Source organism: Oryzifoliimicrobium ureilyticum, assembly GCF_037199735.1.
Classification (GTDB): Bacteria; Pseudomonadota; Alphaproteobacteria; order Rhizobiales; family Rhizobiaceae; genus Rhizobium; species Rhizobium ureilyticus.
Genome location: NZ_JBBBVQ010000006.1, coordinates 1 through 14,432, shown reverse-complemented (window position 1 = coordinate 14,432; position 14,432 = coordinate 1). Strand labels below are relative to the sequence as shown.

13 protein-coding genes are annotated in these 14,432 nt (G+C 56.8%); 2 read left to right on the top strand and 11 right to left on the bottom strand.

The window, feature by feature from the left end:
* Positions 1 to 21: 21 nt before the first annotated feature.
* Genes VQ830_RS09920 through osmF form a run of 4 tightly spaced genes read right to left on the bottom strand, consistent with a single transcriptional unit; the run spans position 22 to position 3,825 of the window.
* A complete protein-coding gene (locus VQ830_RS09920; RefSeq protein ID WP_337267944.1) occupies positions 22 to 777 on the bottom strand; it encodes an ABC transporter permease in 756 nt (251 codons plus the stop codon).
* The gene (locus tag VQ830_RS09915) at positions 774 to 1,712 is read right to left on the bottom strand and encodes an ABC transporter ATP-binding protein (protein WP_337267943.1); all 939 of its coding nucleotides are present in this window, start codon (positions 1,710 to 1,712) and stop codon (positions 774 to 776) included. Before VQ830_RS09915 ends, VQ830_RS09920 begins: the two co-directional genes overlap by 4 nt.
* Positions 1,709 to 2,914 (bottom strand): ABC transporter permease, encoded by a 1,206-nt coding sequence (locus VQ830_RS09910; RefSeq protein WP_337267942.1) that lies wholly within the window; start codon positions 2,912 to 2,914, stop codon positions 1,709 to 1,711. The genes VQ830_RS09915 and VQ830_RS09910 overlap by 4 nt, the downstream gene beginning before the upstream one ends.
* 2 nt (positions 2,915 to 2,916) lie before the next feature.
* Complete coding sequence (osmF, locus tag VQ830_RS09905; RefSeq protein ID WP_337267941.1) at positions 2,917 to 3,825, bottom strand: glycine betaine ABC transporter substrate-binding protein OsmF; 909 nt, start codon at positions 3,823 to 3,825, stop codon at positions 2,917 to 2,919.
* Between the two features lie 219 nt (positions 3,826 to 4,044).
* Between osmF and VQ830_RS09900 the strand changes: the two genes are divergently transcribed.
* Positions 4,045 to 4,782 carry a copper homeostasis protein CutC gene (locus VQ830_RS09900; protein ID WP_337267940.1) on the top strand — a complete coding sequence of 246 codons (738 nt, stop codon included), beginning with the start codon at positions 4,045 to 4,047 and terminating at the stop codon, positions 4,780 to 4,782.
* A gap of 84 nt (positions 4,783 to 4,866) precedes the next feature.
* Here the strand turns inward: VQ830_RS09900 and VQ830_RS09895 are convergent, their stop codons facing one another.
* The 7 genes from VQ830_RS09895 to VQ830_RS09865 all read right to left on the bottom strand — a co-directional run bounded on the left by VQ830_RS09895 (position 4,867) and on the right by VQ830_RS09865 (position 12,889).
* On the bottom strand, positions 4,867 to 5,886 hold the full coding sequence (locus tag VQ830_RS09895; RefSeq protein ID WP_337267939.1) for a zinc-binding alcohol dehydrogenase family protein: 1,020 nt from the start codon (positions 5,884 to 5,886) through the stop codon (positions 4,867 to 4,869).
* 59 nt (positions 5,887 to 5,945) lie between these two features.
* On the bottom strand, positions 5,946 to 6,920 hold the full coding sequence (locus tag VQ830_RS09890) for an ABC transporter permease (RefSeq protein ID WP_337267938.1): 975 nt from the start codon (positions 6,918 to 6,920) through the stop codon (positions 5,946 to 5,948).
* Positions 6,921 to 6,947: 27 nt separating this feature from the next.
* On the bottom strand, positions 6,948 to 8,498 hold the full coding sequence (locus VQ830_RS09885; RefSeq protein WP_337267937.1) for a sugar ABC transporter ATP-binding protein: 1,551 nt from the start codon (positions 8,496 to 8,498) through the stop codon (positions 6,948 to 6,950).
* 147 nt (positions 8,499 to 8,645) lie between these two features.
* Positions 8,646 to 9,632 (bottom strand): ABC transporter substrate-binding protein, encoded by a 987-nt coding sequence (locus tag VQ830_RS09880; protein ID WP_337267936.1) that lies wholly within the window; start codon positions 9,630 to 9,632, stop codon positions 8,646 to 8,648.
* Between the two features lie 245 nt (positions 9,633 to 9,877).
* Positions 9,878 to 10,324, bottom strand: coding sequence for an RbsD/FucU family protein (locus VQ830_RS09875; protein WP_337267935.1), 447 nt, complete (start codon positions 10,322 to 10,324; stop codon positions 9,878 to 9,880).
* Between the two features lie 8 nt (positions 10,325 to 10,332).
* Positions 10,333 to 11,352 (bottom strand): aldo/keto reductase, encoded by a 1,020-nt coding sequence (locus VQ830_RS09870; protein WP_337267934.1) that lies wholly within the window; start codon positions 11,350 to 11,352, stop codon positions 10,333 to 10,335.
* A gap of 34 nt (positions 11,353 to 11,386) precedes the next feature.
* Positions 11,387 to 12,889 carry a UxaA family hydrolase gene (locus tag VQ830_RS09865; RefSeq protein WP_337267933.1) on the bottom strand — a complete coding sequence of 501 codons (1,503 nt, stop codon included), beginning with the start codon at positions 12,887 to 12,889 and terminating at the stop codon, positions 11,387 to 11,389.
* A 269-nt stretch (positions 12,890 to 13,158) separates the two neighbouring features.
* Between VQ830_RS09865 and VQ830_RS09860 the strand changes: the two genes are divergently transcribed.
* Positions 13,159 to 14,058 carry a GntR family transcriptional regulator gene (locus VQ830_RS09860; protein WP_337267932.1) on the top strand — a complete coding sequence of 300 codons (900 nt, stop codon included), beginning with the start codon at positions 13,159 to 13,161 and terminating at the stop codon, positions 14,056 to 14,058.
* Positions 14,059 to 14,432 lie beyond the last annotated feature (374 nt).

The following is a 14,432-nucleotide window of genomic DNA, read 5'->3' as shown; positions in this document are numbered from 1 at the left end:
TCCTGTTCCGTCGCATCCGATTCAGATCGAATTCGGGACACGTACTGAGTTTGAATGAGCAAGAAATCCGGTTAGGATGCCGATGGCATCGTAGACGAGCATCGCGAGCAAGCCGACAATCAAGCCGCCTTGTAGAATGAAAGCGGTATTGTCGGAAATAAGTCCTGCGATAATGACCTCACCCAATCCTTTCGCTGCGACCGTCGAGCCGATGGTGGCCGTCCCAATGTTGATGACAGTCGCTACCTTCAGGCCTTCTATGATCAAGGGAGCAGCAAGCGGGAGCTCCACTTGCCATAGTCTTTGCAAGGGGCTCATTCCCATGCCGACGCCGGCTTCGACAGCCTTTTCCGGCACCTGCTGAAGTCCGGCAATGGTATTTTCGAAGATCGGCAGCAGGCCGTAGAAGAAGAGAGCAATCAGGGTTGGGGTTGCGCCGAAACCGGTTGCCGGAACGGCAAGTGCAAGGACAGCGACGGGTGGAAAAGTCTGGCCGGCATTGGCAACAGCCCTTGATAGCGGCAGGAAATCAGAACCGCTGGGGCGCGTGACGAAAATGCCGGCAAGCACTGCGACGAGCCCGCCTGCCGATATCGACAGAACAACGAGGCCGAGATGAGCAAGAGCCAGCTGAGGAAGACTGTTCTGGTTGTAGACGAACGGTCTCCCATCCCCCGCCAAAGGCGCCAGCAGGAACGCGAGCCATTCTGGACGGAATAGCAGAACGAGTAAGAGCGCGAGCGTGGTCGCCCTGAAACTGATTGCAGCCCACTTCACGGCTGCCGTCCCATCGAAACGAGCGCCTGTAACGAGATGGAGCCAACAATATCGCCCTTGCCATTCTGGACCGCGGCTTGATCGACCCCTCGCCACAGCAGTTCAGATAATGCTTCCCGAAGGTTCAGGCTTTCAGGAAGCGCGGATGCGAGACCAGGCTTGACCGGCTCCATCCTCTGGTTCAGGGCGGTAAGGGCCATTTTCTTCAACGCGCGCTCACCCGTTCCCGTTAGGCTTTCCACGAACCTGTCGGCGGGCTCTGAGATGACAGCTTCTGGGGTATCGTACTGCAGGAGCCTTCCATGGCTCATCACCGCGATGCGATTGCCGAGGCGAAAGGCCTCGTCCATGTCATGGGTGACGAGGAAAATGGTGGTCCCGAGACGGCTTTGAATATCTTTCAGGTCATCCTGCGCTTTGCCGCGGATAACGGGATCAAGAGCTCCAAAAGGTTCATCCATCAAGAGCACTTCAGGATTAGCGGCAAGGGCGCGGGCAACGCCGACGCGTTGCTGTTGTCCGCCTGAAAGCTCATGGGGATACTTTCCGGCATATTCACGTGGCGCAAGTCCGAAAATGTCGAGGAGTTCGTCTACCCGGCTTTCTATTTTCGCTGCGGTCCAACCAAGGAGTTGCGGCACGGTCGCGATGTTTTGTCTGACGGTCCGGTGCGGAAATAGCCCGTTGCCCTGGATGACATAACCGATGTGGCGACGAAGCTCGGTCTCGGGAACATCCATGATATTTCGGCCACCGATCCTGATTTTTCCCTCATCGAGGGGAACAAGACGGTTGATCATCCGCAGCAGCGTCGATTTGCCCGAGCCGGAGGTGCCAACGATCGCCGTAATCGACCCACGTTCGACCCGCATCGACACGTCGTTCACCACGGTCGTTGGGCCATAGCGCTTGGTGACATTGAAGAGTTCTATCATGATGGCCGTTCCTTCATCATGTCGATGATGCCGTCGAGAAAGATGGCTGACGTAAAGGCAAGCGCGATGGTGGGGATTGCTCCAAGAAGAACAAGATCCATGGCTGTCTGCCCGAGGCCCTGGAAAATAAAGGTTCCGAAACCACCCCCGCCAATAAGCGCTGCCACCGTCACCAAGCCGATCGTTTGCACCAGCACGATTCGGATGCCGGTCAGGATGACGGGCAGAGCCAGCGGTATCTCCACTCGCACCATGACCTGGCGCGTGGACATTCCCATGCCAAGCGCTGCATCGCGCACGGCGAGATCAACGCTGTTTAGGCCGACAATGGTGTTTGCGACGATGGGAAGTAAGGAATAAAGGACAAGCGCGATCAAAGCTGGCGCCGCCCCGATGCCGCGAATTCCCATGGCTGCAGCACCTGGAACATGGGCAGCGATATAACCGAGAGGCAGCATCAGCAGGCCGAAGAGGGCAAGGCTCGGAATTGTTTGAATGAGGCCGAGGATACGAAGCAACGCCGCGCGCACCGCTGCCCGGCGATAGGCGGCAAGCCCAAGCGGAAACCCGATGACAATCGACACGATGAGCGCGCCGAATGAAAGGATGATGTGCGTCAGCCCTTCCTTCCAGAACTGCGGCGCTCTGGTCGCGAATTCCTTCATGATCGAGAGGTTGTCCAGAAGTCCGCTCGCAAAACAGGACAATATGAAGACAATGCAGACGATCACAGACGCAAGGCGCTGCCAGGGCTTCAGCTGCAGCTTTACCAGGGCGTCGGAGGCCAGCAAACATAGAACAGCCAGCAATAGCCAGAAGCCTGATCCTGGCGAAACACGCCCCGCACTGCTCTGCGGGGCGTGCGAGGCCGACACCAGACCAAGCCCGACAATAAGCGTGATAAGGGCACCTGCCGAAATGATGAGACGAAGAAGGGGATGGCGACTGAAGAGACCGACGATGGCGGCTGCCAGCAGGAACGCCGCAAGGCAGACGATGACTGGTTCTCCGACAAGGTCGAAAAGCCACAGCGCCTTTCCGGCGGCAATTCTGTTAGGTTTGACGCTCAGGAAGGGCATAAAGACGATTGCTATCAGTCCGATAGCTGCGAGAAGGCCGCCCAACTTGTCCGGTCGGGCGATCCTTATTTTTCTCTCTGCCTGATCTTTCAACGCTGCGGCGAAAATCGGCTTGGCCCTCAAACCTACTTCAGAAATCCTTTTTCTTTCAGGTAGGCTTCGGCAACTGCTTTGGCGGGCTCGCCGTCAACCTGTATCTTGCCGTTGAGGCTGCGCAGGTTTTCCGCGGTCAGGCTTTTGAAGATAGGAGCGAGAACCTCTTCGATCTTCGGATTTGCCTTCAAAACGGCTTCGCGGATGATCGGCGTCGGCGCATAAACCTGCTGAACATTCTTGTCGTCGTCCAAAACCACGAGCTCCGCCGCTTCGATGGCGCCATCTGTCCCGTACACCATCGCCGTATTGGCACCATTCGTCTGTTCTGCTGCAGCCTTGATCGTGGCTGCGGTATCGCCGCCCGACAGGACAATCTCCTGCTCAGGCTTGAGCGTAAACCCGTAGGTCGTTTGGAAAGCCGGCAGCGCCCCGGCAGAATTCACGAACTCTGCTGAAGCGACCAGCATCGCCTTGCCACCGCCGGAAACCCATTTTCCGAAGTCGCTCATCGTCTTCAGCTTGTTGGGTTCTGCAACATCCTTGCGCACGGCAAGAGCCCAGGTGTTGTTCGCAGGCGATGGTGTCAGCCAGACGATTTTGTTGGCGTCATAGTCGAGCTGCTTTGCCATGGCATAGCCCTTTTGAAGGTCTTTCCATGCAGCGTCGTCAGGCTTGTTGAAGAAAAAGCCCGCATTACCGGTATATTCCGGATAGATGTCAATTTCGCCGGCTGTAATGGCCTTGCGTACGACAGGGGTAGTGCCGAGGGCGACGCGATCCTGTGTTGAGATGCCATTTGCATTCAAGGCAAGAATGATCATGTTTCCGAGCAGAGTTCCCTCGGTATCGATTTTAGATGCCACCACCACATCGGCAGCATGAGCGGCACCGACAGTGAGCAGAGACAGGCTGGCGGCAAAAGCGAATTTAACGAACATGCGGGGTCCCCCAGATGATGCGCGACGCAGAAAGAACAAGCACTGGAACAGAGCCCACAGTGCTGGAAGGCTTGCCGCGAAGCATATAGAGCGGGTGAAGTAAAAAGCGACCGCGATACTTTCGGATCTTCTGATATTGCATGTTTCGCTTTGGAAGGCAGCTCTCGTATGTCTGGCATCTGTTGGCAGGGCATACGAAAAGGTAGGAAAGATTGTCGAATGGGCGTTTTGCTCGAAGTATGCGTCGATAGCGCGGAAGGACTTGCTGCTGCCCTGCAGGGCGGGGCGGACCGTATCGAGCTTTGCTCGTCTCTAGCCCTTGGCGGGCTGACTCCTTCCCACGGTTTAATGCGTCTGGCCGCACAATCGTCTGTTCCCGTTTACGCGATGATCAGGCCGCGCGCCGGTGATTTTTGCTACGTGGCCGACGAAGAGAAGGCGATGTTGGCTGACATCGATGCTGCGCGACAATGCGGGTTGGCCGGTGTTGTCCTGGGCGCAAGTCATCGCGATGGTACGCTCGATCGCGCTCTTCTCACTCGATTGAAACGGCACGCGGAAGGGCTTGGATCGACACTTCATCGCGCCTTCGATCTGGTGCCCGATCCCGCAGTGGCGCTGGAGACCGCGATCGATCTCGGTTTCGAACGTATTTTGACTTCGGGCTGCGCCATAAAGGCTATTGATGGTCTTGCCGTTCTTCAGGATCTGGCAGGGCGCGCGCGTGGCCGCATCTCCCTCATGCCGGGAAGCGGCGTGCGGCCCGATAACGTCGCTGCGATCATAGAGGCAACGCATGCCTTCGAGGTTCATGCATCCTGCAGCATGCCGGCCGTAGAGACTAACGCCCGTGCCATCGCCTTTGGCTTTTCGCAGGATGTCATCCAGAAGACGGATGCAGATCGGGTGCAAGCTATGCGGAGAGAGCTGAACCGACTCGCGACACAGCGCGTTTGACTGGACAAGCAAACGTCGCGTTAGCTTCTTCATTCAGGTGAATGCATCGCGCGCTCAAAAGAAACCATTGAGCGCGCGATGTTGTCATGAGCCGATTTCAATCACAGCCTTGATCAAACCATGTTTCTGCGTTGCCCAATGCGCGAGATCGCGCGGTGCATCCGCAAGTGTGGTGCGATGCGTGATCAGCTTATCGACCGGAACAAGTCCCCGTCTGATGGCATCTGCGACATGTTCGAAATCGGCGCGCAACGCGTTGCGGCTCGCAATCACCATCATTTCACGCTTGTGAAATTCAGGATCGGAAAAGCGCAACTCATCTTTTACAACACCGATGAGAGCGAGAACGCCGCCATGCGCAACGGCGCCGAACGCCTTTTCCATGGAACCGGCATTGCCCGTGGCGTCGAAGACGACGTCGAATCCGTCACCGCCGGTCACCGAAGCAATAGCCTCGGCCGCGCCTTCGCCGACCTGAATGCCAGAGGTGAAACCAAAGTCGCTCGCTGCCATGGCGAGACGTTCGGCACTTGTATCCATGATCGTGACGGAATGACCCGCAACGCGGGAAAAAAGAGCCGCGCCAAGCCCGATAGGGCCGGCGCCGATCACCAGCGCACGAGACCCTTCAGGGGCGTTAGACCGGCGCACCGCGTGGGCACCGATGGCAAGAAACTCGACCGTCGCGGCGGCTTCAAGACCAAGATCGCCGGCAGGATAGAGATTGCCTGCCGGCAAAGTGATTTCCTCACAAAATGCGCCATCGGTATGAACGCCCAGTACCTGGATGTTGGTGCAGCAATTTGGCTTGCCTTTCCGGCAGGCGATACATGTCCCGCAGGAAAGATAGGGATTGACGATAACGGGAGTGCCTACCGCCAGTTCGACACCTTCACCAGTTTCGAGAACCGTCGCCGAAATTTCATGTCCCATAACGCGGGGATAGACAAGGAAAGGATGCTTTCCTTCAAAAATATGGTAGTCGGTGCCGCAAATTCCGACATGGCTGACGGCAAGACGAACCCAGCCGGCCTGCGGCTTTCCAGGGGCTGGCTGGTCGATGAGCTCAAGCTGGCCCGGTTCGCGACAAAGCACCGCTTTCATGTTGTTTTTCCCGTTTTCCGTAAAACTGTGAAGCCGGCACGAGGCCGGCTTCCTTTCTATCAGACGCTGCGTCGACGGCGCAGCTGGTCGAAGTAGACGATGACAATAATCAGGACGCCAGTAATGACACGTTGCCAGAACGAGTTGAGGTTCAGCAGGTTGGCGCCATTGTTGATCGTCGCAAGAATGAACGCGCCGATAATTGGACCATGGACCGAGCCGACGGCGCCGAAGAGACTTGTGCCGCCAATAACCGAGGAAGCAATTGCTTGGAGCTCCCAACCGTCGGCCTGCGTTGCGTTACCGATTGCGATACGCGATGCCAGCAGAACGCCGACGAAGGCCGCCATTGTGGCCGACAGGATATAGGCCATGTAAATGATGGCATTGATCCGTACGCCCGACAGTCTGGCCGCTTCCGCATTCGATCCGACTGCGAACAGGTAGCGTCCGAAACGGCTGAGATGCAGAAGAATGAAGGATGGGATTGCCACCAATATCACCATCCAGAAAAGACTGGGCACCCCGAGAAAGTCCGCACGGGCGAAGTTCGAAAAGCTGTCATTGACGATATTGATCGACGAGCCGTTGGTAATCAAAAGGCCGATACCGCGCAGCGAGGTAAGCGTCGCAAGTGTGATGATGAAAGGCGGAAGCCCCATGTTGACGATGCCAAAGGCATGAAATGCGCCGATCGCAACACCAAAGGCCAGCGTTATCAAAATCGCAGCCCAGATCGGAACACCAGCCTGCAGAAGCCAGGCAATGATGACGCCGCTGAAGCCGACGATCGCGCCGACCGACAGGTCGATACCGGCCGTGATGATGACGAAGGTTTCGCCAAGCGCCAATATCGCCGTCATTGCACCTTGGCGCAGAAGGTTTTGGATGTTGAGCGGCGTCCAGAAGCTGTCGGTTGCCAGGGCAAGCGCGACCCACAGGCCAACCAGAAGGCCGATCAAGGTAAGGCCGAACAGGAAATTGGCCTTGCGGCGTGGCGGCGGCGCGGGGATATCGCTGGGGGTGACTGTCATTGGTTTCTTCCCTCTTCTTATTATTCGTCAGACGCCGATAGCTTCAGCGAGCACTTCTTCGTGTGTCGCCTCGTGGAAGCCGTGGCTTGCAACAAGTTTGCCGGCACGGAATACATGCAACCGATCGGCAAGTTCATACACTTCCGGCAGATAGGACGAGATCAGGATGATGCCGGCTCCTTCCTTCAGAAGGCGCGAAAACAGCCGGTAGATCTCGGCTTTCGTGCCGACGTCGACGCCAACAGTCGGTTCGTCAAAGATGAAAAGCCGCGCCCCGTGGCTCAGCCATTTGCCGATGACGATCTTCTGCTGGTTGCCGCCCGACATGCTGGATGCCGGCACACGCCGGCTCGGCGTCTTGATGGCAAGATCCTTGATTTGGCGCTCGGCATTGGCCACCTCCTGGCGGTGGCTGATTACCGGACCGGTACTGAGGCGTTTGAAGACCGGCAGATTGATATTAAGGCCGATCGGCAGGTTCAGGCAAAGGCCTTGGTCACGGCGGCTTTCCGGTGCAAGCGCAATACCAAGTTCCATGGCCTTGCGCTCGTTCTTGATCTGAACGTCCTTGCCCATCCAGCGAATATTGCCGCCGGTGACTTTTTCCCGGCCGTAAAGACCAAGAGCGAACTCGCTGCGTCCCGCTCCGATCAGCCCGTAAAGACCAACGATCTCCCCTGCGCGGACGGTGAGTGATATATCCTCGAAGCCAGGTCCGGACAGACCATTTGCTTCCAGGATCGGTTCGCCGATCGGAACGGCTTCCTTGTGATAAACCTGTTCGATCGACCGGTTGATCATCAGCTTGATCAACTCGGCATCATTGGTCTCGCTGGTCAGCCGTGTCCCGACATGCGTTCCGTCGCGCAGCACGGAAATGCGATCGGCAAGTTCGAAGACTTCTTCCATGCGGTGGCTGATGTAGACGATGGTGACGCCTTCGCCTTGCAGGCGACGGATCAGCTTGAAGAGCTGCGCGGATTCCTGCCGGGTGAGATAAGCCGTTGGTTCGTCGAAGATAAGGAATTGGGTACCGCGCATGGCAGCACGGGCCGTTGCAACCAGTTGCTGCTGGCCGATCGTAAGCTCGGAAAGGAGGACCGAGGCCGGCAAGCCGAAGCCAAGATCATCAAGCACGGCTTGCGCCATCTTGACCATCTGGCGCTTGCGCATCAGCCCGAACTGGTTGACCTCGTCCCCGAGAAAGAGATTTGCCGCGACCGTCAGGTGCGGGCACAGCACCACCTCCTGGTGAACCGCATTGATGCCGCGAGCAATCGCTTCGTTCGGCGAGGCGAGCGCTACTGGTTGCCCGCACCAGATGACTTCGCCGGCAGTACGGCGGATAACGCCGGTCAGTAATTTGATGAGGGTTGATTTTCCAGCCCCGTTCTCACCGACGATCGCGTGGATCTCACCGGCAAGGAAGGTGATCGTTGCTGGCTTTAGGGCCTGAACGTAGCCGTAGTTTTTCTGCAGGCCCTTCAATTCGAGAATCGGTGCGCCGGCTGGAACACGGGTCGCTTCGCGTAACATCTCGTTATCGTGGCGGTGAGCGACCTCTTCGAGTTTGGCCATATTGCCTCCTCCTGCCGGCTTCAATGAAGCGGCGTACCAGTCTCTGTGACGAAACCCCGGAAAGGGCCGTCGTATCAATGTGTTTGAATATCGATCACGATCTACCGTGAGGCAATTGCCGCGCGGTCGCCCGCGCGGCAAGCATGATTACTTAAGCTTCGGGTTCAGCAGAGCATCGATCTTCGGATCGCTCATGTTCGCCTTGGTGACGAGATTTGCGCCCGTATCAACGTTCTTTTCGACCTTTTCGCCCTTAGAGACGGCCAGTGCAGTCTTAATGCCGTCATAGCCCATGCGATAAGGATCCTGAACGACGAGACCGGCAAGAGCGCCGTTCTTCAGGAACGAGATCGTCTTGTCGTCGCTGTCGAAGCCGATGACCTTGACCTTGCTGCCGAGGTTGTTTTCGGCAATCGCCTGACCAACGCCTTGTGCCATGATCAGGTTAGATGCAAAGACGCCAACGATCTTTGGATTTGCCGTGATCAAGTCGGTCATGATGTTGAGGCCGGTCGTTGCCTGGCCGTCGGCATATTTGTCGGCAACAACCTTCAGGCCCGGATACTTGGTCTTGACCTGATCCAGGAAGCCTTCGCGACGCTGCTCGAGCGAGCCCGCACCTGGGGTGTTGGTGATGATGACGACATCGCCCTCGACCTTGCCGGTCATTTCCTTGATGGCGGCAGCAAGACCGTCGGCAGCGATACGTCCGCCTTGGACGTTATCGGTGGTCAGGAACGAGCTGAAAGCCTTGGAATCGGCGCCGGAATCGATACCGATGATCGGAACGGACTTAGCAGCCTGATCGATCGGCTTGCCAAGTGCCTTGAATTCGGTCGGCGAGATAACGATCGCAGCCGGCTTGCTGGCAACGGCGTTTTCAAGAATGCTGATCTGGCCGTTTACGTCTGTTTCAGCCTGAGCGCCCAGCTCAGGAACGTTAACGCCAAGATCCTTTCCTGCCTTGCGAGCGCCAGCAAGAACGATCTGCCAGTAGAAGGACGTCGTGTCCTTCACGATGATCGGAATCGTCACGTCGGCCGCAAAACTTGGCATCGGAACAGCAGTCGCAATGACGGCCGCACCAGCCAGTGCTGTGAAAGCGCGACGCGAAAATAGTGACTTCATGCGCATAGGGTCTCTCCTCCCAGTAACGCGTTCTCCTCAAGAAAATCCTTAGCCGAACGCAAGCTGAAGATTTTTATCGATAAAAAACATTTAAAGGTCAAGTAACGAATTAGGCAAGTGAAATTTCAGATTTCTGAGGGGTTTTATGCCGTTCTTCCATCTCTCCTGCCAAGATGAACTGCGCAGAATATGAAACATCCATTCCGCACAATGTCAATACGGAATGTATGTTCCATTTTCCGGTTTGTTCATCAACCTTTGAAGACTTCGTGGGGATGTACGACGCCCTTTTTCAGGATCAGGTTGCCATAGAGGCGGAATTCTGTTGTAGCGACGATGTAAGATGCCTTCCTGGCATACTCGTAGAAGGCAAAGCGCTCCAGCGAGGCGATCGAAAAGTCGCCGGCGCGTTTGTTGACGATGGCCTGAAACTCCGTGCAGACCTCGGGACATGCATCGGGGTCACCGACAACCTGCATCCGCCAAGCCGTCTGCGGAACGAAAGTGTCGAGCGGCATATGCGTCAGGATTGCTTCAGCCATGTTAGTAGCCGTTACGCCATCCGCTCTAATGACTTTCGGGCCAAGGCTGGACGAGGGGAAATTCGCGTCAGCGATAACAATGTCGTCCCCATGGCCCATCAGCGCCAGCGCTTGCAAAAGGTCGGGACTAAGAAGGGGGTGAATGCCTCTGAGCATTGTCAATCCTATACGCGTACGGCTTCATCGCCGAGCGGTGGCGCGACGAGAGTGAAGGGTTCAAATTCGGAAAAGACTTCTGTCGGAACAGGCTTTTGCAGCGATTCCATATTACGCATCACGCTCGATGCCTTCGCCGTTCCGATCAAGACCGTGGAGACCAGCGGGTTTGTCAGCGGAAACTGCATGGCGGCTGCCGCAAGGGGAATGCTGAGACACTCGGCTACCTTCTCCATCGAGCTGACCTTGTCGAGAACTTCTTGCGGTGCCGGGCCGTAATCGAAGTTGGCGCCCGCCGTCGCTCCTGTTGCCAAGATGCCGGAGTTGAATACGCCTCCGACAACGAGCGATGTTCCCTTCTTCTCGCAAAGAGGCAGAAGTTCAGCCACCGCACTGCGGTCGAGTAGTGTGTAGCGCCCGGCCAATAAGATGCAGTCGATATCGGCGTTGCGCATCACATCGAGACATACAGGAACCTCATTGACGCCAAGCCCAAAGGCGCGGATTGCACCGGAAGATTTCAGCTCCTCAAGCGCTTTGATCCCGCTGTCGAGCAACTGGCGGAGATAGACATCATTCTTCTGGCGGCCATGCGTGTAAACACCGATATCGTGAACGTAGAGAATATCGATGCGGTTCAGCCCAAGCCGGGCATAGCTGAAGTCGACGGACCGCATAATGCCGTCATAGGAATAGTCATAATTGGCATCGAAAGAGAGCGGATCGAAGTAGCTGTAATCGGGAACGGTTCCGGTGGGAACCGGATGTAGCAATCTGCCGACTTTGGTCGACAGCACCCATTCCTTTTCCGGCTTGTCACGGAGGAAGTCGCCCATGCGCCGCTCTGCCAGGCCTAATCCGTACCAGGGAGCGACATCGAAATAGCGGATGCCGCTCGTCCAGGCGGCCTCCAAAGTTTCCATTGCCTGTTCGCGCGGGCATGCGCGGTAAAGACCGCCGAGAGCGGCGGCGCCAAAACTGATCTCGGTAACGTCAAGATCGGTTTTGCCGATTTTGCGAGTTTTCATGTCCTACCTCCTGAGAACTCTGGGGCGCGTTACGTCAGAGCGTCGCGCCAAGGTGCCAAGGCACGAACTCGTTGTCACCGTATCCGAATTCCTCGCTTTTGCTTTTACGTCCGGAGGCAGTCTCGATAATGAGTTCGAAGATCTCGCGCCCTTTCGAACTGATCGTGTGGCCACCGTCCAAGATGGTGCCGCAGTCGATATCCATATCTTCCGGCATTGCCGCATAGAGTGCCGAGTTGCTCGACAGCTTGATGGAAGGCGCGGGGCGACAGCCAAAGCAGCTGCCGCGCCCCGTGGTAAAGGCAATGACATTGGCGCCGCCAGCGACTTGACCTGTCGCCGAGACGGGATCATAGCCGGGCGTGTCCATGAAGACGAGCCCAGGCGCAGTAACGCGCTCGGCATAACCGTAGACGGCCGTCAGCGGCGAGCGGCCGCCTTTCGCTACTGCGCCCAGAGACTTTTCGAGAATGGTGGTCAAACCGCCGCGCTTGTTGCCCGGAGAAGGGTTGTTATCAAGCGAGGCGCCATGCATGGCGACGTAATTCTCCCACCATGCAATTCGCTCATCGAGTTTGTTCGCGACCTCTTCAGAAACAGCGCGGCTGCGCAACAGGTGTTCAGCGCCATAAATTTCCGAGGTTTCCGATAGGATGGACGTTCCGCCCGCTGCCGCCAGAAGATCGGCGGCCACACCCAATGCCGGATTGGCCGTGATGCCCGAAAAGCCGTCCGATCCGCCGCATTGCATGCCGACGATGATTTCCTTGATGGAGATCGGCTCGCGACGAGCCTGACCCACTTCCTCGGCGATTTCGCGCAGCACGCTAAGCGCACGCTCAACTGCCCGCCGTGATCCGCCAGCATCTTGGATGTTGAAGTGTCGCTTCGAGCTTCCCGCGCCACTTTGACCATACAGTGTGAGCTGGTTGACCTCACAGCCCAATCCTACCATCAGAACGCCGCCGAAATTGGCGTGACGCGCGTAACCGGCAAGTGTCCTGTGAAGGATCGTCATGCCGTCGCCGGTGCCGCTCATCCCGCAGCCCTGGTCGTGGACGATCGGCACAAATCCGTCGATCCCCTCGAAATGCGGGAGGATCGTGCGGTTTGCCGCTTCTGCAATCGCTCGGCAAACGGTGGTGGAACAGTTCACGCTGGCAATGACGCCGATATAATTACGAGTGGCTGCGCGCCCGTCCGCCCGCCGATAGCCCATGAAGGTACGGGCCCTATCCGCTTCGCTCGCTGGCTCCGGCGCAGCGGTTGCGGTGACGCCAAGGCGGTCGTTTTCGAAGTGCAGATTATGGCTGTGAACGTGCTCGCCGGCTTTCACATCCATCGTCGTGCGACCGATCGCCTGGCCGTATTTGACAACCGGCGTACCTGTCGGCAGGTCGGTTAGCGCAACTTTATGGCCAGGATCAATTTTCTGCCGTGCAACGATCGAACCAACCGTCGCTCCTTCGCTCACAGGGGCCGTCGCCACAGCCACATTATCGGCCGACGACAAAATGATCCAAGATTCTTTAGGCAAGGTGCTCTCCCGAGGCAGTCTCGGACATACATGTGAAACTGCATTGATTTTGTTTTTTATCTACAATAAACAATTTGAAGTCAACAGGATTTGAAATGTCGGCTGAAAAATGCGAATGGCATGGTCAAGTCTTTGATGTTGATAGAGAAAAAGACAATTTTTAAGGGCCTGTGATCCGGCTTTGCAGGGTGGTAGCAACACGTTTCGTTGGCCGAGGGAATGTCGTAGTTGCGCTGGGCGGCGCATCTACGAATGGCGGGTAGGGCAAGATGGCAAGACAAAATACGGTATTCAAAGAAGCCTTCAACCGCTATGCAGCAGCCCTGGATGCGGGGCAGGCTCTGCCATCCGAGCCCGAGATCGCGCTTGGGCTAAACGTCAGTCGCAGCACGGCGCGCGCTATCCTTAGCCGCCTCAGTGATCTCGGTATCGTTCAGTGGAACAAGCGGCAGAAAGTCGTTCTGCGCCGTCCCGCCGATGAGGATTTTTATCCGCAAGAAGAGACCGACTCGCTACATGATATTATCGAGCGCAGCTTTATGCGCCGCATCCTCGCGGATGATGCTGCGCCGGGGACACAAATCAATGAGTTGGAGCTTGCCCGCGAAATCGGCACCGGCACGACCAGCGTCCGCGAATTCCTCATCCGTTTCTCCCGCTTCGGCTTGATCGAGAAGAGGCCAAACAGCCATTGGACGCTGAAAGGCTTCACACGCGACTTCGCCCTTGAGCTTGCTGATGTCCGCGAAATGTTCGAGCTCCATTCGGCGGCGCATTTTGGACGCTTGCCTGATGACAATCCGGCTTGGCAGAGGCTTGCGGAGATCAAGGCCGAGCATTACACGCTCCTGGAGGATTTCGACGCGCGCTTCAGGGATTTTTCGGCGCTCGACGAGCGTTTCCACCTCTTGATTCACAAGGCGGCACGCAATCGCTTCATTGCCGACTTTTACGACGCGATCGCCATCATTTTCCATTACCATTACCAATGGAACAAGGCCTTTGCCCGAGAGCGCAACGAGCGCGCCGTCCATGAACATCTGGATTACATTACGGCCTTGGAATCGCGAGATCTGGCGGCGATCGACAGGGCATGCCGCCTGCACCTCGCCTCCGCCCGCCAAACTCTCCTGCAGTCCTTGCCGCAAATTGCCGACGAAGCGGGTTAGGTTTTCACTTCGGTGAATCAGGCGAATTGGAAGTGATCACGCAGGCGCCGATATCGAGCATCTGAGGCACCATTCGCTGCACGCCAATGCTTCGACGACACAGCGATACAATCGGCGGACTTTGGACAAGACGAGGGAAGTTGCGCGGCTGCGAGTCGCGAAACGGTTCAGCGAAAACAAGTGAGAAAAACCCGCATGGCACGGCGTAGTAATGCGTTGGAACGCGAGATCACTGAAATGCCAATGAAGTGCTGGTGTGCGACCTGAGAGATAGGTGACAAATCGTACCGGAGACATGGGTTACACTTTCCGACTTTATCGGGAGGTGTAGATGCCGTGGAGAGAGACTTCGGTCATGGATGAGCGTCTTCGAT

Excerpts from the sequence above, each read along its gene's own strand:
- VQ830_RS09915 (WP_337267943.1), bottom strand. The coding sequence starts at position 1,712 with ATGATAGAACTCTTCAATGTCACCAAGCGCTATGGCCCAACGACCGTG.
- osmF (WP_337267941.1), bottom strand. The coding sequence starts at position 3,825 with ATGTTCGTTAAATTCGCTTTTGCCGCCAGCCTGTCTCTGCTCACTGTC.
- VQ830_RS09900 (WP_337267940.1), top strand. The coding sequence starts at position 4,045 with ATGGGCGTTTTGCTCGAAGTATGCGTCGATAGCGCGGAAGGACTTGCT.
- VQ830_RS09895 (WP_337267939.1), bottom strand. The coding sequence starts at position 5,886 with ATGAAAGCGGTGCTTTGTCGCGAACCGGGCCAGCTTGAGCTCATCGAC.
- VQ830_RS09890 (WP_337267938.1), bottom strand. The coding sequence starts at position 6,920 with ATGACAGTCACCCCCAGCGATATCCCCGCGCCGCCGCCACGCCGCAAG.
- VQ830_RS09885 (WP_337267937.1), bottom strand. The coding sequence starts at position 8,498 with ATGGCCAAACTCGAAGAGGTCGCTCACCGCCACGATAACGAGATGTTA.
- VQ830_RS09880 (WP_337267936.1), bottom strand. The coding sequence starts at position 9,632 with ATGCGCATGAAGTCACTATTTTCGCGTCGCGCTTTCACAGCACTGGCT.
- VQ830_RS09875 (WP_337267935.1), bottom strand. The coding sequence starts at position 10,324 with ATGCTCAGAGGCATTCACCCCCTTCTTAGTCCCGACCTTTTGCAAGCG.
- VQ830_RS09870 (WP_337267934.1), bottom strand. The coding sequence starts at position 11,352 with ATGAAAACTCGCAAAATCGGCAAAACCGATCTTGACGTTACCGAGATC.
- VQ830_RS09860 (WP_337267932.1), top strand. The coding sequence starts at position 13,159 with ATGGCAAGACAAAATACGGTATTCAAAGAAGCCTTCAACCGCTATGCA.